Origin of the sequence: Rhizobium leguminosarum (assembly GCF_002953715.1) — a bacterium.
Classification (GTDB): Bacteria; Pseudomonadota; Alphaproteobacteria; order Rhizobiales; family Rhizobiaceae; genus Rhizobium; species Rhizobium leguminosarum_V.
On the sequence record NZ_CP025012.1, the window covers coordinates 383495 to 405205 of the forward strand.

The 21711-nt window shown below is 61.7% G+C and carries 19 protein-coding genes; 13 read left to right on the forward strand and 6 right to left on the reverse strand.

Annotation, left to right across the window (positions count from 1 at the left end; genetic code table 11):
• Position 1 precedes the first annotated feature (1 nt).
• From CUJ84_RS01950 to folD, 7 genes are all read left to right on the forward strand, one after another.
• Positions 2-415 (forward strand): hypothetical protein, encoded by a 414-nt coding sequence (locus CUJ84_RS01950; RefSeq protein WP_105004978.1) that lies wholly within the window; start codon positions 2-4, stop codon positions 413-415.
• A gap of 32 nt (positions 416-447) precedes the next feature.
• Positions 448-1011, forward strand: coding sequence for a rod-binding protein (locus CUJ84_RS01955; RefSeq protein ID WP_105004979.1), 564 nt, complete (start codon positions 448-450; stop codon positions 1009-1011).
• Positions 1012-1135: 124 nt separating this feature from the next.
• Positions 1136-1501 carry a hypothetical protein gene (locus CUJ84_RS01960; RefSeq protein ID WP_003556590.1) on the forward strand — a complete coding sequence of 122 codons (366 nt, stop codon included), beginning with the start codon at positions 1136-1138 and terminating at the stop codon, positions 1499-1501.
• Positions 1501-2040 (forward strand): hypothetical protein, encoded by a 540-nt coding sequence (locus CUJ84_RS01965; protein WP_105004980.1) that lies wholly within the window; start codon positions 1501-1503, stop codon positions 2038-2040. Before CUJ84_RS01960 ends, CUJ84_RS01965 begins: the two co-directional genes overlap by 1 nt.
• A 291-nt stretch (positions 2041-2331) precedes the next feature.
• Positions 2332-3171, forward strand: a complete 840-nt coding sequence (locus CUJ84_RS01970; RefSeq protein WP_105004981.1) for a WecB/TagA/CpsF family glycosyltransferase — start codon at positions 2332-2334, stop codon at positions 3169-3171.
• Positions 3172-3392: 221 nt separating this feature from the next.
• A complete protein-coding gene (locus tag CUJ84_RS01980; protein WP_105004983.1) occupies positions 3393-5159 on the forward strand; it encodes a succinoglycan biosynthesis protein exop in 1767 nt (588 codons plus the stop codon).
• Between the two features lie 120 nt (positions 5160-5279).
• Complete coding sequence (folD, locus tag CUJ84_RS01985) at positions 5280-6179, forward strand: bifunctional methylenetetrahydrofolate dehydrogenase/methenyltetrahydrofolate cyclohydrolase FolD (RefSeq protein WP_027666411.1); 900 nt, start codon at positions 5280-5282, stop codon at positions 6177-6179.
• Positions 6180-6192: 13 nt separating this feature from the next.
• Here folD and CUJ84_RS01990 read toward each other — a convergent pair whose 3' ends face one another.
• On the reverse strand, positions 6193-7218 hold the full coding sequence (locus tag CUJ84_RS01990; protein ID WP_105004984.1) for a LacI family DNA-binding transcriptional regulator: 1026 nt from the start codon (positions 7216-7218) through the stop codon (positions 6193-6195).
• Positions 7219-7515: 297 nt separating this feature from the next.
• Between CUJ84_RS01990 and CUJ84_RS01995 the strand changes: the two genes are divergently transcribed.
• From CUJ84_RS01995 to CUJ84_RS02020, 6 genes are all read left to right on the forward strand, one after another.
• A complete protein-coding gene (locus tag CUJ84_RS01995; protein WP_105004985.1) occupies positions 7516-8877 on the forward strand; it encodes an ABC transporter substrate-binding protein in 1362 nt (453 codons plus the stop codon).
• A gap of 187 nt (positions 8878-9064) precedes the next feature.
• Positions 9065-10078: a carbohydrate ABC transporter permease gene (locus CUJ84_RS02000; protein ID WP_105004986.1), complete on the forward strand. Its 1014-nt coding sequence runs from the start codon at positions 9065-9067 to the stop codon at positions 10076-10078.
• Position 10079: 1 nt separating this feature from the next.
• Positions 10080-11243 carry a carbohydrate ABC transporter permease gene (locus CUJ84_RS02005; protein WP_105004987.1) on the forward strand — a complete coding sequence of 388 codons (1164 nt, stop codon included), beginning with the start codon at positions 10080-10082 and terminating at the stop codon, positions 11241-11243.
• Between the two features lie 34 nt (positions 11244-11277).
• Complete coding sequence (locus CUJ84_RS02010) at positions 11278-12930, forward strand: alpha-glucosidase (RefSeq protein WP_105004988.1); 1653 nt, start codon at positions 11278-11280, stop codon at positions 12928-12930.
• A 50-nt stretch (positions 12931-12980) separates the two neighbouring features.
• Positions 12981-14069: an ABC transporter ATP-binding protein gene (locus CUJ84_RS02015; RefSeq protein WP_017959024.1), complete on the forward strand. Its 1089-nt coding sequence runs from the start codon at positions 12981-12983 to the stop codon at positions 14067-14069.
• 176 nt (positions 14070-14245) lie between these two features.
• Complete coding sequence (locus CUJ84_RS02020; RefSeq protein ID WP_018445791.1) at positions 14246-14599, forward strand: hypothetical protein; 354 nt, start codon at positions 14246-14248, stop codon at positions 14597-14599.
• 101 nt (positions 14600-14700) lie between these two features.
• Here the strand turns inward: CUJ84_RS02020 and edd are convergent, their stop codons facing one another.
• From edd to CUJ84_RS02045, 5 genes are all read right to left on the reverse strand, one after another.
• Positions 14701-16524 carry a phosphogluconate dehydratase gene (gene edd / locus CUJ84_RS02025; RefSeq protein WP_105004989.1) on the reverse strand — a complete coding sequence of 608 codons (1824 nt, stop codon included), beginning with the start codon at positions 16522-16524 and terminating at the stop codon, positions 14701-14703.
• 77 nt (positions 16525-16601) lie between these two features.
• Entirely contained in the window at positions 16602-17300 is a 699-nt protein-coding gene (pgl, locus tag CUJ84_RS02030) for a 6-phosphogluconolactonase (RefSeq protein WP_018244846.1), read from the reverse strand.
• A 10-nt stretch (positions 17301-17310) separates the two neighbouring features.
• A complete protein-coding gene (gene zwf / locus CUJ84_RS02035; protein WP_075224326.1) occupies positions 17311-18786 on the reverse strand; it encodes a glucose-6-phosphate dehydrogenase in 1476 nt (491 codons plus the stop codon).
• Positions 18787-18920: 134 nt separating this feature from the next.
• The gene (locus CUJ84_RS02040; protein ID WP_105004990.1) at positions 18921-20219 is read right to left on the reverse strand and encodes an NAD(P)/FAD-dependent oxidoreductase; all 1299 of its coding nucleotides are present in this window, start codon (positions 20217-20219) and stop codon (positions 18921-18923) included.
• Between the two features lie 9 nt (positions 20220-20228).
• Complete coding sequence (locus CUJ84_RS02045) at positions 20229-21665, reverse strand: glutamine synthetase family protein (RefSeq protein WP_018244849.1); 1437 nt, start codon at positions 21663-21665, stop codon at positions 20229-20231.
• Positions 21666-21711 lie beyond the last annotated feature (46 nt).

Below are 21711 nucleotides of genomic sequence, written 5' to 3' on the forward strand. Positions count from 1 at the left end.
GATGATCGAAAAGAAGCGATCCCAGAAGCTCAAGCGACTGCTCTCGGTGCAGCGCCATATCGAACGAATGGCCGAGAACGACCTGGCCGAAACCAGCCGTCAGCGTGTCGAGGTCAATACGGCGATGGACGACGTCATCCTCGCGCTCGGCTCGATGGACCCCGTCCACCACGCCTTCTCGCAGAATTACGCCGACCGATTCGGCAGGCTCACCATCAAGGACCAGCAGCTGACCGGCATGCAGCAGGTCCACGAGATGCGGCTGGCCCGCGAGCGCGCCAAGGGCGACCGCTTTGAAGAGGGCATGCAGGAAGCCCTCGACGCCGAGCGCCGCGAGGCCGATGACAACGCCGTCTACGATGTCATCGATCAGCAATTCGCAACGCCAGCCTCCAGCAAGCTTCAAAAACCATAGTCGTTACGATCTTAAATTCAGAGGATTGTAACGTGGCTATTTCGCCCCCCAGTGATCTGGTCCTGGACGTTGTCAAAGCTGCCGACCCCATGGAGGTTCAGGCAGCCCAGGAAAAGTTGAAGGCAAATCGTGCGGCCTTTGCCGCAACGAGCCTCGCCGAGAATGGCAAGGGCTTCTCCAATACGGTCGACGTTCTCGACCATATCGGGCAGAAGAGCGGCCTCTCCAACATCCAGAACCGCACCAAGGCCGAGGAAGTTCCGGAAAGCTACCGGAAGTTCGAGGCCATGGTCCTGCAGAATTTCGTCAAGTCCATGCTGCCGAGCGAAAGCGAAGATGTCTACGGCAAGGGCGCGACCGGCGATATCTGGAAAGGCATGATGGCCGAACAGCTCGGCAACACCATGGCCAAGGGTGACGGCATCGGCATTGCCAAGCAGATGTACAGCGAGCAGCTGCGCCGGCAGGAAGGTAAGATCGTCAATGCCTCGACCGATGACGATGACCGCAACACCGCGCTCAGCATGATCGACGACTTCCAGCGCAAGACCTTTGGCACGCCGACCGCCGAAGCCAAGTCCGATAGAACAGGATGATTTTAGGCCCGTTGGCCTGAAATCTGAATCCTGTTCTCAATTAAAGAGTTAGAGCGTGATGTCGTCCGAAAACCGCGCACACTTTTCGGCATCATGCTCTCAGCGACGCATAACCGGGGGTACAATGGAAATAGTTTCGAACGAATACAGGATCAAATCCGTTCTCGGACGCCTCGAAATGATCATCGACAATGAGAACACCCGGATCGGCAACGATCCGCAGTTCGATCTCAAGGTCTCCAATGCGCATAAGAGCCGCTGCCTCTACGAGCTGTCGATGCTTTTCCGCGATACCGATCCGGCCGAGCTTGCCGCTGCCCATCTCGATCAGCTGCACGGCCTGAAGAAGAAACTGGTTCTCAATGCCCGTCGCGTCGAGGCGCATCTCGAAGCGGTTCGCGCCGTGGCCGACCTCCTGAAGAACGCAGTTCAGGATGCCGATGCCGACGGCACCTATTCCCAGGAACAATTCGCCGCGCGTGGAAACTGATGATCAAGCTCGTCCTCACCGGTGTCTGGGTTTGCGCCATCACCTTGGCATCGGTCTATTTCTCGGTGTACCTGGCGACCGCGCCGGCGCCGGCGGCAACGGATTCCAAGCAGAGCGCGCTGGAACTGGTGAAGGGCGAAACGATCACGGTACCGATCATCGGTAACGGTGCGATCACCGGTTACTTCCTCGGCCGCGTTTCGTTCATGATGAACAAGGACATGCTGAAAGGCGTGACGTTGCCGCTGAGCGAGATGACGACGGACGAGCTTTTCAGCCTGCTCGTCGGCAACAAGATGGTCGATATCGCCCATATCAAATCCTTCGATCCGAAGGCCTTCCGCGAGGAAATCAAGAAGGGCATGAACGAGCGTTTGGGTGGCGAATACGTCGCCGACGTGATGCTGGAGCAGCTCGACTATCTCTCCAAGGAAGAGGTCAAGGAAAGCTCCGCCGGTCAGCCAAAGAAGGTCGGCACACCCGTCAAGATCGTCGAGACTGTACCGGCCGGTGAAGCCCCGGCGCCAGCGGCCCACTAAGGACTATCATATCATTGATGACAAACGGCGCCCGAGGGCGCCGTTTGTCGTTGGGGCGCGTGGTTAATAAACCACTTATGCGAGCATGGAAATTCAAGGAATTTTCCTAAGGGTTGTTTGAAACCGTCCTGTTATATCAGGTGTCACAGCTTGGCATGCGCCGCTTATCCGGGATCGGAGCGACGCCGTCCCGGCGGGACGCGACCGGTCCTTTTGAGACCTCCGGTGCGGAAATATGGGCTTGTTTTCCGGGATGTCGGGCGCATGCAGCACCCTCGGCAGGAGGTAGGAATGAATCTGATTGCAAACTTCGCGGTGCTCGCATCGCGGCGGACGATCTTCGATCTGCCGGTCTGCGATCTCGGCTGGGACGACGCCCTCGTTTTCATCAACGAGCTGGCCTCCATCCCCGTCGGCCAGACCGTGGTTTGTTTCGTCAACGCCCACAACATGCTGACCACGCTGCGCGACGACGAATATTATCGGATCATGTCGCATAATCTGGTGCTGCCGGATGGCATCGGCCTCAACATCGCATCGCAGATCGCCCATGGTTCGCCGTTTCCGGCCAATCTGAACGGCACCGATTTCGTGCCGGCCTTCCTGACCTTCATGGAGGCCCCGCGCCGTATCGGCCTCATCGGCGGCAAGCGTTCGGTCGTCGAGGCGGCGGCGGAAAATTTCCGCAGACATACGCCCTGGCACGAATTCGTCGTCGTTTCCGACGGTTACTTCGACAAGGTCGATCCCACTGATGTCATCGAGGAGCTCGAGCGCCAGAGGGTCGATATCCTGATCGTCGGCATGGGAACGCCGCTGCAGGAGAAGTGGGTTCACGATCATATTCGCGCCGATCATGCGCGTCTGGTGCTGACGGTGGGCGCTCTCTTCGACTTCGTCTCCGGCGCCGTCCCACGCGCGCCGAGGACGGTGCGGATGATGCGCCTGGAATGGGCCTATCGCCTGCTGCAGGAGCCGGCGCGCCTGTGGCGCCGTTACGTCATCGGCATCCCTGTCTTCCTCTTCCATGTCCTGCGCTACCGCTTCCGCCGGCGCGAAAGGATCCTCAGCCATCCGGAAGAGCACGGCAGCGCGCTGCAGCCGCAGTCGGATCGCAAGAAGGCGAGCTGACCTACAGCGCCGCGCGTCTTTTGAGACGCGCAACGGACGCTGCAGCACTTTAAATTGCCGCATAATTCTGTCCTTAAATCGTTTCCGATTTGAGGAATTATGCTTAGTTCTTACCTGCTGCGGTTAACCATTTCTTTGCCATGAATATTTAAAGTGGCTTAATCATCTGCGTCCGTGCGGATGAGCGAACTCGGCCATCATGTGCATGAGATGTGGCGCAAATGTACGATATCAGGGCCAGAAACAGCTTCCAGGATCGCGCAGCCGCAGGGCCGCGTCCCCATGAAAATTCCTACGAGGCGCCCCGGTCGAGCCGGCCGGATATCGCGCCGCCCGAGGCCGAATTGCTGCGCGCCATCGGCCGGGTGCTGGAGGAGCAGCGCGCAAGAGCGGCGCGCACCGCACCGCTGGTCGATCGCATCGAAACCATCCTCGGCAACCGCCTCCGGGCCGCCAACGACGTCGGCCACCCGTTTCTTCAGGAGCCGGCGGGCGATGAAGAGCTGAGCGTTCCGGCCGACGAGCCGATGATCTCACCGGAACCGCTGGCCGCGATCCGTGAAGAACCCGCCGAGCCCCGGCCGGTGCCGCGCCGCCGCGTCGACGGCATTGGTCTTGCGACGATGGTCGCGGCCGCGACGATCATCGGGGCGGGCCTGCCGGCGCTGATGCCGGCATCGCCGGCCCTTTACCGCGCCGAAACGACGCTTTCCGTGAAGGCGGATCCCGCAAGCCGCGCTGCTTTCACCCAGGCTGCTGCGAAAGGGCTGCTGTCGGCGCGTACGGTTGCTTCGACGGTCGCCGCCTTGAAACTCGATCATGATCCCGAATTTGCCGGCGCCAGCGCCAATGCGCTCGGCGTCGCGCTCGATCTTCTGTCGGCGACCGGTGCTGCTGCCGATCCGGCCTCGCGCGCCGAGGCGACGCTGAAGCATGCGGTCGAGATTCTGCCCGATGCCGCGACAGGGACGATCCTCGTCAGGGTGACGACCGGCGACAGCGGCAAATCCATGCGCATCGCCGTAAGGCTTGCAGAAGCGCTTTCCGCAACAGACGGACCCGGCGGCAACGCCGAAACCGATGCCGCCTTGCGCAAAACCTATGACGAGGCGAAGACGGAGCTTGCCGCCTTCACGGAAAAGAGCGGCGAGGGCAATGTCAAGGTGGCGATCGATCTTCGCCGCCAGCTCGACCAGCTCGATGCCGATCTGAAAGCGGCCGACCAGAATATTCTTGCCGCCAAGGCGCAGACCGACCGGCTGAAGGCAGCAAAACTTGCCGAGGTGCTCGATGGTTCGTTGCCCTCCGATATGCTCTCGCCGGCGCTGCAGGACTGGCGCGACAAATATGCCGTCGCCAGGACAGCACTTGCGCAGCTTTCCGCCGAGCTTGGCCCGCGCCATCCGCGCCTATTGCAGCAGCAGGCCGAAACTGATGGTCTGAAGGAGAATATGGGCAAGGAGCTTGCCCGTCTTGCCCAGACCGCCAACCTCGCCGCCAAGGCCGCCGTCGATGCGCGCAAGGGCCTCAATGACCGCCGCAACACGCTGATCGCGCAGAGCCGGGACACCGGCGTCGATTTGTCACGTCTGACCGAGCTGCGCGAAAAAGCCAATGCCGCGCGCTCACGCCTCGACGAAGCAACGTCCGCGGCGGGAGCGGCCGCCGACGGTCGCATCGTTCTCCTGAAGCCGCCGCTGGCGACGGCGGTACCGGCAACGGATGGCCGGATCGGTCGCTCGCTAATGGGCGCAGCCGCGGGCCTTGCGGTCGGTCTTGCCGCGGCTTTCATGCTGCGCCTGCGTCGGCCCGTCGCCGATCCCGCAGGTGAGAAAATGCCGGTATCCCTGCCGCAGACCCCACTGCCGCCGACGTTGGCGCAGGACCCCGCCCCGGTCGACGAAATGGAGGTGCTGTGCTCCGAGATCTCCGGCCTGCGCGACCGGCTTCGTCTTCATGCGCTCGAAGCGCGGCAGCCGCGGCGTTAAACAAACATTTCCTTGCATTTTTGATATTGCATTGCCGCTTTCCGACAGGATAGGGCGTTAGCGGGCATTTGACGCTCGTCAACTATCCATAGATTGACGTGAAACAGGGCGGAGAGACGCGTGACGACAGTAATCGACGGCAAGAACGTAGCTGCATCGGTCATTCAGACAGTCAAGAGTGCGACGGCAGCGCTGGAAAAAAGCAGCGGCGTCACCACCGGCCTTGCGGTCGTCATCGTCGGCGACGATCCGGCAAGCCACGCCTACGTCGGCTCCAAGGGCCGCATGGCCAAGGAGTGCGGCTTCAAGTCCGTTCAGCACACGCTGCCGGCCGAAACGAAGCAGGAGGATCTGGCAGCTCTCGTCGCCACCCTCAACGCCGATCCGTCGATCCACGGCATTCTGGTGCAACTGCCCTTGCCGAAGCCGCTCGACAGCGAGGCGATCATCCAGTCGATCCTGCCGGAAAAGGATGTCGATGGCTTGAGCGTCGTCAATGCCGGCAAGCTCGCCACCGGCGACCTGAAGACCGGACTGGTCTCCTGCACCCCGGCCGGCGCCATGGTTTTCGTCCGCCGCACCCATGGCGAGGATCTCTCCGGCCTCAACGCCGTCGTCATCGGCCGCTCCAACCTGTTCGGCAAGCCGATGGCGCAATTGCTGCTCAACGCCAATGCGACGGTGACGATTGCGCATTCCAGGACCAAGAATCTCGCCGAGGTCTGCCGCAACGCCGATATCTTGGTGGCCGCCGTCGGCCGGCCGGAGATGGTCAGGGCCGATTGGGTGAAGCCCGGTGCGACGGTCATCGACGTCGGCATCAATCGGGTGCCAGCCCCTGAAAGAGGCGAGGGCAAGACCCGGCTCGTCGGCGACGTCGCCTTCGAAGAGGTCTCGGCGGTTGCCAGCACCATCACTCCAGTTCCCGGCGGCGTCGGGCCGATGACCATCGCCATGCTGATGGCGAACACCGTCATTGCCGCCCACCGTACCGCGGGGCAGACACCGCCGCAGTTTTGAACCAGGAAAGGCTCTATTCCTGGGGAACGGGACCGGTTGAGGCCCTGACGATCAGTTCGGTCTTCCAGAGCTCCTGGTCGGGGAAGGGGCCGGCCTGCTTCACCGTGCCGATCAGCCGCTGCGCGATGCGAACGCCCGCGGCGCGCAATGACGAGCGCGTCGTTGTCAGCGGCACGGAAAAGCTTTCCGGTTTCAGCAGCGGCAGCACGTCGTCATGGGCAATCAGCGAGATATCCTCGCCGAGCCGCAATCCGGCCTGGTTGACCGCGCGGATCGCGCCGAGCGCCAGCACCGTGCTGGAGCAGAGGATCGCCGTCGGCCGCTCCGGCAATTGCAGGAAGTGTTCCATTGCCAGCAGGCCTTGTTCGTCTGTCATCAGCGCGTGGCTCATGCAACCCTCATCGAGCGTGAGCCCGCGCTCGGCAAGGGCTGATATGACGCCGTTCCTCCTGCGAATGGAGAAATCGAGATGCATCGGTCCGTTCATCAGCGCAAAGCGCGTATGGCCGAGCTGCAGCAAGAGCCGCGTCGCATCGTAGAAGGCGCCTTCATTGTCGATGTCGAGATAGGGATAGTCCGGCTCCGAACCGAAGGAGCGGCCGTGCACGACATAGGGCATGGAGAGCGATTTCAGCATGGCGAGCCGCGGATCGTGGCCGCGCATATAGGCGACGAACAGGGCATCGACATTGCCGCTGATGGCAAGACGGCGCAGCGCCGCCACCTCGTCATCCGGGTCGGCCGGCATGATCACGAAGTGGAAGTCGTGGCGTACGGCCTCTTCGCCGAGCCCGGCCAGGAATTCGCCGAAATGCACGTCGGACTGGTGGCCGGGCGCCGTCGGCATGACGAGGCCGATCGAGCCTGCCTTGCCGGTCGCAAGCCGCTGCGCCGCCTTGTTCGGCCGGTACCCGGTTTCCTTGACAGCCTGGAGCACACGCTCCCGGGTCGCCTCGTTGACCTCGGGATAACCGTTCAGCGCTCGGCTCACCGTCGTCTGCGACAGCCCCAGCAATTCCGATAGCTGTTTGAGATTCACCTGCTATGCTTCCTCCCGGCCCGCCCGTCAGCCGTCTTGAAAAGGCTTGCCGCCTCCCAGTGGCATCCAAAGCGCTTTCAATTATGTATCATCTGGCGCGCTTGACTCAAGAAAAATCGTTCCATATTTCCCGATAGACGCTGCTGCGCTGCGATATCTAGCATGTCCACAGCGGGTTTTCGCGAATTGACTTGACTCCATTCCACCGAAAGTGAAATGAGTTGGCTGTCAAAGCGCTTTGAAATTTCTTTTGGAGGGAATTCGGCGCGGTTGGGATTGTGATGGGAGGTTGATCACATGAAAAAGTCATTTTTGATGGGCGTTGCCGTGGCAGCGCTTTTTGCCGGTACTGCGTCTGCAGCCGATCTGAAATTTGCCCCGGGACAGGATTCCAAGTTCAACTGGAAGAGCTATGACGAGTTCAAGGCTGCGCATGCCGATCTGAAGGGCCAGCCGCTGACGATCTTCGGGCCGTGGCGCGGCGAGGACGAGGCGTTCTTCCAGAGCGTTCTTGCCTATTTCACCGAAGCCACCGGCATCGATGTCAAATACTCCTCTTCCGAAAACTACGAACAGCAGATCGTCATCGATACGCAGGCAGGCTCGCCGCCGAATATCGCCGTTCTGCCGCAGCCGGGCCTCCTGGCCGATCTCGCCAGCAAGGGCTTCCTGACGCCGCTCGGCGACGACAACTCCAAGTGGATCAAGGACAATTACGGCGCCGGCGACAGCTGGGTCGGTTACGGCACCTACAAGGGCAAGGACGGCAAGGAAGCCTTCTACGCCTTCCCGTATAAGGCCGACGTGAAATCGCTGGTCTGGTATGTTCCGGAGAACTTCGAGGAAGCCGGCTACAAGATCCCGACGACCATGGAAGAACTGCATGCCCTGACCGACCAGATCGTCAAGGATGGCGGCGTTCCCTGGTGCATCGGTCTCGGTTCCGGCGGCGCCACCGGCTGGCCGGCGACCGACTGGGTCGAGGACATCATGCTGCGCATGCAGCCTCCGGAAGCCTATGACAAGTGGACGACCAACGAGCTGAAGTTCACCGATCCGGCCGTCGTTGCCGCGATCGACGAGTTCGGCAAGTTCGCCAAGAACGCGAAATACGTCGATGGCGGCGTCGCAGCCGTGGCCTCGACCGATTTCCGCGACAGCCCGAAGGGCCTCTTCGCGGTTCCGCCGAAGTGCTACATGCACCATCAGGCCTCGTTCATTCCGTCCTTCTTCCCTGAGGGCACGAAGCTCGGCCAGGATGCCGACTTCTTCTACATGCCGACCTTTGCGTCGCATCCCGAACTCGGCAAGCCGGTTCTCGGCGCCGGCACGCTCGTCTCGATCGCCAAGGACTCCAAGACGGCCCGCGCCTTCATCGACTTCCTGAAGACCCCGATCGCGCATGAGGTGTGGATGGCGCAGTCGAGCTTCCTGACGCCGTATAAGGGCGTCAGCACCGAGGCCTATGCCAACCCGCAGATGAAGAAGGAGGGCGAGATCCTGACTTCCGCCACCACCTTCCGCTTCGACGGTTCCGACCTGATGCCGGGCAAGATCGGCGCCGGCGCCTTCTGGACGGGCATGGTCGATTTCGTCGGCGGCAAGTCCGCTGAAGAGGCTGCTGGCGAAATCCAGAGCGCCTGGGACGGCATCAAGTAATCTTTCAAAATTATGCCGCCGGCTTGCCGGCGGCGTGGCTTGCATGACTGGCCGGGCTCGCAAAGAGCCCGGCCATCGCAGGATATATTGTGATTGGGCAATACAAAAAGATTGACGATGACCGGCGCTGATCCGTCAGCATAAAAACCGGTCGTGATAAGATCAGGGGAAGCAGGGGAGGGACGAAATGCTGTTGCAGATAGTGTCCGCTTTAAGCGTCGTGGTCGTCGCCGTTGTCGCGTGCTCGGCCTATTTCTATTTTTCGAACAAGATCCTGGATCTCGCTCTGCCGGTGAAGGATGGCGACATCCGCGCCGCATCGCGCAATCTCAACCGCCGTGCGCTCGTCCGGCCGTGGTTGTTCATCGGCCCGGCGCTCTTCCTGCTTATCGTCTATCTCGTCTATCCGGTCGTTGCGACCTTCATCCTTTCCTTCTACGACCGCGCCGGTCTGCAGTTCGTCGGCCTCGCCAATTACAAATGGGCGCTCGGCGACCGCGAATTCCGCCAGTCGATCTTCAACAACATCCTCTGGCTCGCCGTCGTGCCGGCCGCCTGCACCTTCTTCGGCCTCGTCATCGCCGTGATGACCGATCGCATCTGGTGGGGCAATATCGCCAAGAGCATCGTCTTCATGCCGATGGCGATCTCCTTCGTCGGCGCCTCGGTCATCTGGAAATTCATCTATGAATATCGCGGCGGCAACGACGTCCAGATCGGCCTGCTGAACGCCATCGTCCAGACTTTCGGCGGAACGCCCGAGGTGTGGATCTCCATTCCCTTCTGGAACAACTTCTTCCTGATGGTCATCCTGATCTGGATCCAGACCGGTTTTGCCATGGTCATCCTGTCGGCCGCTCTTCGCGGCATCCCAGAGGAGACGATCGAAGCCGCCGTCATCGACGGCGCCAATGGCTGGCAGATCTTCTGGCGCATCATGGTGCCGCAGGTCTGGGGTTCCATCGCCGTCGTCTGGACGACGATCACCATCCTCGTCCTCAAGGTCTTCGACATCGTGCTGACCATGACCAACGGCCAGTGGCAGACGATGGTGCTGGCGAACCTGATGTTCGACTGGATGTTCCGCGGCGGCGGCGATTCCGGCCGAAGTGCGGTCATCGCCATCATCATCATGCTCGCCGTCACGCCGATCATGGTCTGGAACGTGCGCCGCGCCAATCGCGAACTGAAGGGCCACTGAGATGACCGCTATCGGAAGCTACTTCAAGATTGGCCCCGCCCGCCTCTTCGTTCACGCAGCCGTTCTGCTGATCGTCATCGTCTGGCTGATCCCGACGCTCGGCATCTTCGTCAGCGCGCTGCGCGACAAGGACCAGATCGTCGTCTCCGGCTGGTGGACGGCCTTCGTCGGCTCGACTCAGACGGCCGCGGTCCGCCTCGGTACACCCGACCAGCAAAAGCAGGAAGGTGCGACCTACGTCATCTCGGGCAATGTGTTGGAAGGCCAGACCGGCCGGGCGGTGAAGGCCTTCGGCAACCGCATACAGCAGCCGGCCGCCTTCAAAGCCGGTGAGACCGCCGATCTCGGCGACGGTGAAACCCTGCAGATCAACAGCGACGGCAGTTATCGCTATGTGAAGAACGCCGCCTTCTCGCCCGACGAACGCCCGAAGCGCATCTATGCGTCCGTCTCCGCACCGCCGGAATTCACCATGCAGAACTATAATACGGTTCTGACCGGCGAGGGCATCGGCCAGTCCTTCATCAACTCGCTGACCGTGACGATCCCGGCGACGATCATCCCGATCCTGATTGCCGCTTTCGCCGCCTACGCCCTGAGCTGGATGGAGTTTCCCGGCCGCGGGCTGATGATTGCGCTCGTCGTCGGCCTGATCGTCGTGCCGCTGCAGATGTCGCTGATCCCGCTGTTGCGCCTCTATAACGAGGTCGGCAACCTGCTCGGCCAACCGTCGAAGACCTATCCCGGCATCTGGCTGGCTCACACCGCTTTCGGCATGCCGCTCGCCATCTATCTCTTGCGGGCCTATATCGCCGGCCTGCCGAAGGAGATCATCGAATCCGCCCGCGTCGACGGCGCAAGCGATTTCGAGATCTTCGTCCGCATCGTTTTACCTCTGTCCTTCCCGGCACTCGCCTCCTTCGCCATCTTCCAGTTCCTGTGGGTGTGGAACGACCTGCTCGTCGCCATGGTCTTCCTCGGCACCGACAAGGATCACATCGTGCTGACCGGCAGCCTGAACGCGCTGCTCGGCTCGCGCGGCGGCAATTGGGAGATTTTGACGGCGTCAGCCTTCGTCACCATCATCGTGCCGCTGCTCGTCTTCTTCGGGCTGCAGCGTTACCTGGTGCGCGGTCTGCTGGCGGGTTCGGTCAAGGGAGGCTGACCATTCCCGAACGTGACTTCAAACAGGATATTCCATGAACGTGGCTTCTCAATCGATCTCGACTCCCGACAAGGACTGGTGGCGCGGCGCAGTGATCTATCAGATCTACCCGCGCTCCTACCAGGATTCGAACGGCGACGGCATCGGCGATCTGAAGGGCATCACCGCTCGCCTGCCGCATGTGGCAAGCCTTGGCGTCGATGCGATCTGGATCTCGCCCTTCTTCACCTCGCCGATGCGCGATTTCGGTTATGACGTTTCCGACTACGAGAATGTCGATTCGATCTTCGGCACGCTGGTGGATTTCGACACGATGATCGCCGAGGCCCATCGCCTCGGCATCCGGGTGATGATCGACCTCGTCATCTCCCACAGCTCGGATCAGCATCCCTGGTTCGCGCAAAGCCGCTCGAGCAAGACCAACGCCAAGGCCGACTGGTATGTCTGGGCCGATGCCAAGCCGGATGGCTCGCCGCCGAACAACTGGCTGTCGATCTTCGGCGGTTCTGCATGGGCGTGGGATCCGACGCGCATGCAATATTACCTGCACAATTTCCTGACCTCGCAGCCGGACATGAACCTGCATAACCCTGAGGTGCAGGACCGTCTGCTGGATGTCGTGCGCTTCTGGCTCAATCGCGGCGTCGACGGCTTCCGCCTCGACACCATCAACTTCTATTTCCATGACACGCAACTGCGCGACAATCCGGCGCTTGCTCCCGAGCGCCGCAACGCCTCGACGGCACCGGCGGTCAATCCCTATAATTTTCAGGAGCATATCTACGACAAGAACCGGCCCGAGAATCTTGCCTTCCTGAAGCGCTTCCGCGCCGTTCTCGAGGAATTCCCGGCGATCGCCGCCGTCGGCGAAGTCGGCGACAGCCAGCGCGGCCTTGAAATCGTCGGCGAATACACCTCCGGCAACGACAAGATGCATATGTGCTATGCCTTCGAATTCCTGGCGCCCGATCCGCTGACGCCGGAGCGCGTCGAGGAGGTGATGCAGGATTTCGAAGCCGCCGCGCCCGATGGCTGGGCCTGCTGGGCCTTCTCCAATCACGACGTCATGCGCCATGTCAGCCGCTGGGGCGGGCTGGTCGCCGATCACGACGCCTTTGCCAAGCTTTATGCCTCGTTGCTGATGACCATGCGCGGCTCCGTCTGCCTCTATCAGGGCGAGGAGCTGGCGCTGACCGAGGCCGATCTCGCCTATCAGGATCTGCAGGACCCCTATGGCATCCAGTTCTGGCCGGAATTCAAGGGCCGCGACGGCTGCCGCACGCCGATGGTCTGGGACAGCCAGGTCGCCCAGGGCGGCTTCTCGACGGTCAAACCCTGGCTGCCGGTGCCGGTCGAGCACATCCTGCGTGCCGTCAGCGTCCAGCTGGGCGACGAGGCTTCCGTTCTGGAGCACTATCGCCGCTTCATCGCTTTCCGCAAGCTGCACCCGGCTTTTGCCAAGGGCGAGATCGAATTCGAGGAACAACAGGGCGATAGCCTGATCTTCACCCGTGAATACGGCAACGAGAAGCTGCTTTGCATCTTCAACATGAGCCCGGCCGAGGCCGCCGTCATTCTGCCTGCGGGAGAATGGCAGGCATTGACGGGCCACGGCTTTACCAGCAACAACTATGGCGACAAGATCGATATTCCGGCCTGGGGGGCGTATTTCGCCCGTCTTGCCTAAGGAACGCAGGCCTAAGGAAACACAGGCCCAGGGAACACAGGGAGAGAGAAATGACTGGACTGACGCTGAAGGATATTCGCAAATCCTACGGTTCCGTGGACGTTCTCCACGGTATCGACCTCGATATCAAGCAGGGCGAATTCATCGTCTTCGTCGGTCCGTCCGGCTGCGGCAAGTCCACGCTTCTGCGCATGATCGCCGGTCTCGAGGCGATCACCGGCGGTGAGATGTATATCGATGGCCATCTCGTCAATGACGTGCCGCCCTCCAAGCGCGGCATCGCCATGGTCTTCCAGTCCTATGCGCTCTACCCGCATATGACCGTGTTCGATAACATGGCTTTCGGCATGAAGATTGCCGGCGAAAGCAAGCAGGAAATCGATCGCCGCGTCAAAGCGGCGGCCGAGAGCCTGCAGCTGACCCAATATCTCGGTCGCCTGCCGAAGGCGCTTTCCGGCGGCCAGCGCCAGCGCGTGGCGATCGGCCGCGCCATCTGCCGCGATCCGAAGGTCTTCCTGTTCGACGAGCCGCTGTCCAACCTCGATGCCGCGCTGCGCGTCGCGACCCGCATCGAGATCGCCCGCCTGAACGAACAGATGGCCGATACGACGATGATCTACGTCACCCATGACCAGGTCGAGGCGATGACGCTGGCTGATCGCATCGTCGTTCTCTCCGCCGGCAATATCGAGCAGGTCGGCGCGCCGCTGGACCTCTACGAGCGCCCGGCAAACCTCTTCGTCGCGAAATTCATCGGCTCGCCGGCGATGAACATCATTCCGGCGACGGTCGCTGGGACCGGAAGCCAGACGACGGTGACGCTGACCGGCGGCATGTCGGTGACGCTGGATGTGGCCACCGACGCGTCGGAAACCGGCAAGCAGGCAAGCTTCGGCGTTCGGCCGGAGGATCTCCGGGTTGCCGATGGCGCCGACTACCTTTTCGAAGGGGAAGTGTCGATCGTCGAAGCGCTCGGCGAAGTGACGCTGCTTTATATCGAGGGCCTCGTTCCGGGCGAGCCGATCGTCGTCAAGCTGCCCGGCATCTATGATGTGAAGAAGGGCCAGAGGATGCGGTTTGCCGCCGACAGGCAGAAGTTGCATCTGTTTGACGCAACCGGCCATACCTACCGGAAGTGAGGCGGCCATTTTTGGGGTGATGGTCCCAAGAATTGTGCGGGACGGGCCGAATTCTCACTTTCTGTTAAAGATCGGCTGCTACCTTTTCCTCGTCAATTTATGAGGGGGATAAGCAGGTGGCCGCTTCCAATCCGTCACAGCCAAAATCTCATTTCCTGAGCAAGGAAGAATCCTTCATGTATGACCGCGAGGCGCGGTTCAAGATGGAGGACACCATGAACGCCGCGCGCATCGAATATACGGAAAAGGGCGTCATGCACGCGGCTTCGCGCCGCTGCGACATTGTTCGGATTTCGATGAGCAGCGCGACGCTCGCGATCCTGACCCAGTTCAGCCTGCCGAAGCAGTTCTATCTGGATATTCCGGATGCTCGCATCACCAAGGTCGGTTGCCTGCTGATGAAGGTCAACGCCAACAATACGATCGACGTCCGCTTCCTGCGCCTGCTGACGCAGAAGGAGCTGAACAAGATCTTCGTCTACAGCACCCATCCGGCGCACCGCGACTACGTTCTCGATATTCGAGCCTGAAGTCGCGCGTCCGCCAGGGCGCGGCACAATCACCGGATTGAAATCAAAAACCCGCGGGGGCTTCAGGCTCCCCGCGGATTTTTGTTTGCGAAACCACCCGCTTAGTGGTGGAAGAGCACGCTCGCACCCTGGTCCGAAGGTCCGACGGCGCGGCGGAACGGCGCGAAGAGTTCGCGGCCCATGCCGAATTCATTGTCGGAGAGATCGACGGTCACCGGCTCCCGCTCGGCCAAATCAGCCGCATCGACGAGCAGCTCGAGCGTGCCCTTGATTGCGTCCAGCCGAATGATGTCGCCCTCGCGGATGCGGGCGATCGGACCGCCGTCGACGGCTTCCGGCGTCACGTGGATCGCCGCCGGCACCTTGCCGGATGCGCCGGACATGCGCCCGTCGGTGAGCAGCGCCACGCGGAAACCGCGGTCCTGCAGCACGCCGAGCGGCGGCGTCAGCTTGTGCAGTTCCGGCATGCCGTTCGCCTTCGGGCCCTGGAAGCGCACGACGGCGATGAAATCGCGGTTGAGCTTGCCTTCCTTGAAAGCGTCCTGCAGCTCCTGCTGGCTGTGGAAGATCATTGCCGGCGCCTCGATGATGTGGCGCTCCGGCTTGACGGCGGAGATCTTGATGACCGCCTTGCCGAGATTGCCGCGCAGCATCTTCAGCCCGCCATTCGCCTGGAACGGCGTCTCGATGCTGGAGAGCACCTTGGGATCGACGCTTTTTTCCGGCGACGGCTCGCGCAGGACGGCACCGTTTTCGCCGAGACGGGCATCGACCGTATAGGCTTTGAGACCCTGGCCGAAGACGGTGCGCACGTCGTCATGCACCAGTCCGTGCTTCAAGAGTTCCTTGATGAGGAAACCCATGCCGCCCGCCGCCTGGAAATGGTTCACGTCGGCAAGCCCGTTCGGGTAGACGCGGGCAAGCAGCGGGACGATTTCCGAAAGCTCGGCAATGTCCTGCCAAGTGAGCTGGATGCCGGCTGCCCGCGCCATGGCGACGAGGTGCAGCGTATGATTGGTCGAGCCGCCGGTCGCATGCAGGCCGACGACGCCGTTGACGACAGACCGCTCGTCGATCATCTCGCCCGCCGGCGTGAATTCGTTGCCGAGCGCGGTGATCGCCAGCGCCCGCTTGGCGGCTTCGCGTGTCAGCGCTTCGCGCAACGGCGTGCCGGGATTGATGAAGGACGAGCCGGGCATGTGGAAGCCCATGATCTCCATCAGCATCTGGTTGGAATTGGCGGTGCCGTAGAAGGTGCAGGTGCCGGGGCCGTGATAGGATTTCGATTCCGCCTCCAGCAGTTCGGCGCGTCCGACCTTGCCCTCGGCGAAGAGTTGGCGCACGCGCGACTTTTCATCGTTCGGCAGGCCTGTGGTCATCGGACCGGCCGGAACGAAGATCGACGGCAGGTGCCCGAAGGACAGGGCAGCGATCACGAGGCCGGGCACGATCTTGTCGCAGACGCCGAGGAAGAGGGCGGCATCGAACATGTTGTGCGACAGGCCGACACCCGCCGACATGGCGATCAGATCGCGCGAGAAGAGCGAGAGCTCCATGCCCGGCTGCCCCTGGGTGACGCCGTCGCACATCGCCGGCACGCCGCCTGCCACCTGCGCCACGCCGCCCGCTTGGGCTGCCGCCTCGCGGATGATCGCCGGATAGGTCTCGAATGGCTGGTGGGCCGAGAGCATGTCGTTATAGGCGGTGATGATGCCGAGATTGGGGATGCGGTCGCCGGCGAGCGCATCCTTGTCGGCGGGGGAACAGACCGCAAAGCCGTGGGCAAGATTGGCGCAACCGAGCACCGAGCGCGCGACACCCTTGGAAGCGGCGGCGCGCAGGCGTTCCAGATAGCGCTCGCGGCTTGGCTTCGAGCGTTCGACGATGCGATCGGTGATCGCAGAAATGCGTGCGTGAGCGGACATGGAAAATCCCTGCCTTGTTCGTTGTCTCTATCTGTTTCGGCGGCTCTGGCCTGAATCTCAATCCGGATGACGGCTGATCAGGGAGCCCAGTAGATCTCGACCGGGGAAGTGGCCCGGCGCAGAACGGCGCGGATCGGCATTTCTGCCTCGTCACCGCTGCCTTCCGCCTTGGCGAGAACGTCTTTTTTGCCTTCGCCCTCAATATGGAGAACCAGGAGTGCGGCATCCTCAAGACTGGAGAAGGTGAAGGTCAGGCGCGGCTCGCCGGCTCCTTCCGCTTCCATGGTGATGATGCCGCGCGGCGTCGATGCATCGAGCGCTTTGGCAAGATTGCTGCCGCCGGGAAAAAACGAGGCCGTGTGGCCGTCACCGCCCATGCCGAGGATGACGGTGTCGAAGGGGGAGCTGATCGCCTTGGTCTTCTCGGTCGCGAGCGAGGCTGCCTCCTCCACCGAAGCCACATCCTGATAGAGCGGCAGGAAGTGTGCCGCCTTTGCCTTGTTCTGCAGCAGATTGGCGTCGACCAGCAAATGGTTCGAGCGCGCATTGTCGGCCGGCACGAAGCGTTCGTCGACAAGGGTGATCGTCACCTTGTCCCAGGCGATGTCGCGCGTCGAAAGCACCTGGAAGAAGGCCTTCGGCGTGGAGCCGCCGGAAACGGCGATGGACGCCGTTCCACGAGCGGCGATCGCCGCCGAAAGCGTATCCGCGACCTTGTCGGCGAGGCTGCCGGCGAGGTCTGCGGCGCTGGCGAAGGAATGCAGGGTCGATGCCATCGGTTTCGTCCTAGATCTCGTCATGCCAGGTACGGCCGTCGCGCTCGATCAGCGCAATGGCCTGGCTCGGGCCCCAGGTACCGGCCGTATAGCCCTGCACCTGCTGGCCGGTCGTTTCCCAACCCTTGAGGATCGGATCGACCCATCTCCATGCGGCTTCGACTTCGTCGCGGCGCATGAACAATGTCTGGTTGGAGCGGATCACGTCCATCAGCAGGCGCTCGTAGGCGTCGGGATTGCGGACGTTGAACGCCTGGGCGAAGCTCATGTCGAGCGAGACATTGCGCAGGCGCATGCCGCCCGGACCCGGATCCTTGATCATCAGCGACTGCTTGACGCCCTCATCCGGCTGCAGGCGAATGATCAGCTGGTTGGCGTTGATGCGTCCGGCCGCCTGGTCGAAGATTGCGTGCGGGATCGGCTTGAAGGTGATGACGATCTCGGACATGCGCCCCGTCAGGCGCTTGCCGGTTCTGATATAGAAGGGAACGCCCGCCCAGCGCCAGTTGTTGATCTCGGCCTTGATGGCAACGAAAGTCTCGGTATTCGACACGCCGCCTTCGAGCTCTTCGAGGTAGCCCTTGACCGGGCCGCTGCCCGATGCGCCGGCGCGATACTGGCCGCGAACCGTCGCCTGCTCGACGTTCGAAGCATTGAGCGGCTTCAGCGCGCGCAGCACCTTCAGCTTTTCGTCGCGAACGGCTTCCGAATCCATCGACGAGGGTACTTCCATCGCCGTCAGGCAGAGCAGCTGCAGGATATGGTTCTGCACCATGTCGCGCAGCGCGCCAGCCGTATCGTAATAGCCGGCGCGGCCTTCGAGGCCGACCGATTCAGCCACGGTGATCTGCACGTGATCGATGTAATTGGCGTTCCACAGCGGCTCATAGAGCGCGTTGGCAAAACGCAGCGCCATCAGGTTCTGCACCGTCTCCTTGCCGAGATAATGGTCGATGCGGAAGATCTGTTCTTCCTTGAAGGCACGGCCGATCGTGTCGTTGAGCTGCAGCGCCGAGGCGAGGTCGCGGCCGATCGGCTTCTCGACGACGATGCGGGTCGATTTGGTGATCAGCTTGTGGTCGTGGATCTTCTGCGAAATGTCGCCGAAGATGCCCGGAGCGACAGCAAGGTAGAAGGCGCGTACGCGATCCTTGCCTTCGTCGAGCAGCTTCTTCAGCTGATCCCAGCCGGCATCCGTGCGGGCGTCGACCGAGACGTAGTAGAGGCGGGCACAGAATTTCTCCACCTCCGCCTCGTCGTATTCACCCTTCTTCAGGTGCTCGTTCAGCGCGTCCTTGGCGAATTTGCGGTATTCCTCGTGCGTCAACGGGCTGCGCGAGGCGCCGATCACGCGGGTCGGTTCCGAAAACTGGCCTTCGATCTGGCGATGATACAGCGCGGGCAGAAGCTTGCGTTCTGCAAGGTCGCCGCTGCCGCCGAAGACGACATAATCAAAGGGCTCAACGGGAATGATTTGGCTGCTCATGAGCTTGTCTCTCAATCAGGCTGGTTGGCGGCCCTTTTAATCTAATCGATTTAAAAAAGCCAGTGTGCAGTGCAATGAATCTCTCAGGAACCGGTTTTAGAGCGAATTTCCGGAAGAGGAAATCCGCAATCGGACTAAAACTTGTCGCGAAGTGCAAACCACGACAAGGCGAGGAAAAGCAACGGTGCGCGCATGCGGGCTCCGCCGGGAAAGGCGGGAATATCGAGCGATGTGAACAGGTCGAGATCGCCGGATTTTCCAAGCACCGTTTCCGCATAGAGCTTGCCACAGTAGTTTGACAGCATGACGCCATGGCCGGAATAACCGCCGATCGAGATGACACCGGGCATGACCTCGCGCACGAAGGGCTGGCGCGGCAGGGTGATGCCGACGCTGCCACCCCAGGCATGGGTGATGTCAATGTTCTTCAGATCAGGATAAATCTCGGCGATCTGCCGGCGGATATGCTGCGAAATGTCCCGCGGATTGTCCGACGTATAGGCCTCACGTCCGCCGAACAGCAGGCGTCCGTCGCCGAATTTGCGGAAGTAGCGCACGACGAAGCGCGAATCGGCCACGGCCTCGCCTCCCGGCAGCACATCGGCATGCCCATCGAGCGGCGCGGTGGCGCCGATGAAGGAGCGGATCGGCATGACATGGCTTGCCGTCACCGGTTCGAGGCCGTCGATATAGCCGTCGCAGGCGATTAGCGCGCGCTCAGCGGTGATCGTTCCCCTTTCGGTTTCGATCGTCACTTTGCCGCCGCCCTGGCGGATCGCCGTTGCCTTGGTCATCTCGAAGATTTCAGCACCGGCATTGGCAGCGACCCGCGCCAGCCCCACCAGCAGCTTCAGCGGATGGATATGGCCGGTGCCGACATCGCGCACGCCGCAATGGAAACGCTTCGAGCCGAGCCTCTCCTGCGTTTCCTTCTCGTCCATGAAGCGCAGGTGCGGATAGTCGTAGCGGAAGGCGGCGATCTCGGCATTTTCGTAATAGGCGCGTTTGTAGCTCGCCTTATGTGCGACGTTCAGCTGGCCGGGCACATAGTCGATCTCGATCTGATGTTCGCGGGCGAAATCGATGAGATGGCTCTTGGCCGCCTCGGCAAGATCGAACAGCGCCTTCGAGCGTTCGTAGCCGATCTTCTCCTCGAGTTCTTCCGGCCACCATCGCTGGCCGGTGCCGAGTTGGCCGCCATTGCGCCCGGACGCCCCGTCGCCGAAGCGGCAGGCCTCGATCAGCACCACCGAAACGCCTGATTTGGCAAGATTATAGGCGGCCTGCAGGCCGGTATAACCGCCGCCGACGATGGCGACGTCGCATGTTCTCGAGCCGTCGAGAGCGGCATAAGTCGGCCGCTCCCCGACGGTTGCCTGATACCAGGACAGCCCGGGCGCGATCGGGCTCTGCCATGTCTCCTGCGATGCCATGATAATCCCTTACACGTTGAGCAGAAGGAATTCCCGCTCCCAGGGGCTGATCACCTGCATGAAGGTCTCGAACTCACCGCGCTTGACGCCGGCATAAAGGCCGATGAACTGCTTGCCGAACATCTCCTCGAAAGCGGGTTCGTCCTCGAGCAGCGCCACGGCCTCCAGCAGGCCGCGCGGCAGGTCGATCGAGCCCTCATTGGCCGAATCCTCGGTCGGCGCCGTCGGCTCGATCTCCTTCATGATGCCGAGCAGGCCGGAGGCGAGTGAGGCGGCGAGTGCGAGATAGGGGTTGGCGTCCGAGCTCGGCAGCCGGTTTTCCACGCGCCGCGCCTGTGGATCGGAAACCGGAACGCGGAAGGCCGTCGTCCGGTTGTCGTAGCCCCAGGCATTGTTGACGGGGCAGGACATATCGGGCTGCAGGCGCCGGTAGGAATTCACATAGGGCGCAAGCATCGCCATCGCACTCGGCACGAATTTCTGCATGCCGCCGATGAAATGGAAGAATTCTTTTGAAGCCGATCCGTCGGGATTGGAGAAGATGTTCTTGCCCGTCTCGATATTGACCACCGACTGATGGATATGCATCGCCGAACCCGGCTGACCCTGCATCGGCTTGGCCATGAATGTCGCGTAGATGTCGTGCTTCAGCGCCGCCTCGCGGATCGTCCGCTTGAACAGGAAAACCTGGTCGGCAAGTTCGATCGGATTGCCGTGGCGCAGGTTGATCTCGAGCTGCGCCGGTCCCTCTTCGTGGATCAGCGTATCGATCTCCAGCCCCTGCTTCTCCGAGAAATGATAGACGTCGTCGATCAGCTCGTCGAACTCATTGATGCCGGCGATCGAATAGCCCTGGCCGCCGAGGATCGAGCGGCCGGACCGGCCCTTGGGCGGGTGCAGCGGATAGTCGGGATCGTCGTTCTTGGCGACGAGATAGAATTCGATCTCAGGCGCCACGATCGGTTTCCAGCCGCGTTCGTGATAGAGGCTCATGATGCGCTTCAGCACGTTGCGCGGCGTATAGGGCACTTCGCCGCCGTCCGAATCGACGATATCGCAGATCACCTGCGCTGTCGGGTCTGTCTCCCAGGGCACGACCGAAAGCGTCGAAAGGTCGGGCATCAGCTTCAGGTCGCTGTCGCGCGGCTCGTAGCGGAAGCTCTCCGTCTCGTCGGGATATTCGCCCGATATCGTATGCCGGTAGATTGCCGAAGGCAGTGCCAGCGACGTGTTCGAGGTGAATTTCGAGCTCGGCATCATCTTGCCGCGCGCAACGCCGGCAAGGTCCGGCGTGATGCATTCGATGTCTTCGATGCCTCTGTCCCTCAGCCACCGCGCTGCTTCCTTCCAGTTCGCAACGCCACGCAGGGATCCGGGTTCCGGGGGAGTTTTCTTCGAGGCGGGTACGTTTCTGGCAGGTTTCAGCGTCGTCTTTTTTGGGGACATGACACACCGGTTTGTGTTGATCGTGGCACCATCATAACCAGACTTT

Bases quoted from the DNA above. Each gene is read 5' to 3' on its own strand.
- CUJ84_RS01950 (WP_105004978.1), top strand. From the start codon at position 2: ATGATCGAAAAGAAGCGATCCCAGAAGCTCAAGCGACTGCTCTCGGTG.
- CUJ84_RS01960 (WP_003556590.1), top strand. From the start codon at position 1,136: ATGGAAATAGTTTCGAACGAATACAGGATCAAATCCGTTCTCGGACGC.
- CUJ84_RS01965 (WP_105004980.1), top strand. From the start codon at position 1,501: ATGATCAAGCTCGTCCTCACCGGTGTCTGGGTTTGCGCCATCACCTTG.
- CUJ84_RS01970 (WP_105004981.1), top strand. From the start codon at position 2,332: ATGAATCTGATTGCAAACTTCGCGGTGCTCGCATCGCGGCGGACGATC.
- CUJ84_RS01980 (WP_105004983.1), top strand. From the start codon at position 3,393: ATGTACGATATCAGGGCCAGAAACAGCTTCCAGGATCGCGCAGCCGCA.
- CUJ84_RS01995 (WP_105004985.1), top strand. From the start codon at position 7,516: ATGAAAAAGTCATTTTTGATGGGCGTTGCCGTGGCAGCGCTTTTTGCC.
- CUJ84_RS02000 (WP_105004986.1), top strand. From the start codon at position 9,065: ATGCTGTTGCAGATAGTGTCCGCTTTAAGCGTCGTGGTCGTCGCCGTT.
- CUJ84_RS02005 (WP_105004987.1), top strand. From the start codon at position 10,080: ATGACCGCTATCGGAAGCTACTTCAAGATTGGCCCCGCCCGCCTCTTC.
- CUJ84_RS02010 (WP_105004988.1), top strand. From the start codon at position 11,278: ATGAACGTGGCTTCTCAATCGATCTCGACTCCCGACAAGGACTGGTGG.
- CUJ84_RS02015 (WP_017959024.1), top strand. From the start codon at position 12,981: ATGACTGGACTGACGCTGAAGGATATTCGCAAATCCTACGGTTCCGTG.
- CUJ84_RS02020 (WP_018445791.1), top strand. From the start codon at position 14,246: ATGTATGACCGCGAGGCGCGGTTCAAGATGGAGGACACCATGAACGCC.
- edd (WP_105004989.1), bottom strand. From the start codon at position 16,524: ATGTCCGCTCACGCACGCATTTCTGCGATCACCGATCGCATCGTCGAA.
- pgl (WP_018244846.1), bottom strand. From the start codon at position 17,300: ATGGCATCGACCCTGCATTCCTTCGCCAGCGCCGCAGACCTCGCCGGC.
- zwf (WP_075224326.1), bottom strand. From the start codon at position 18,786: ATGAGCAGCCAAATCATTCCCGTTGAGCCCTTTGATTATGTCGTCTTC.
- CUJ84_RS02040 (WP_105004990.1), bottom strand. From the start codon at position 20,219: ATGGCATCGCAGGAGACATGGCAGAGCCCGATCGCGCCCGGGCTGTCC.
- CUJ84_RS02045 (WP_018244849.1), bottom strand. From the start codon at position 21,665: ATGTCCCCAAAAAAGACGACGCTGAAACCTGCCAGAAACGTACCCGCC.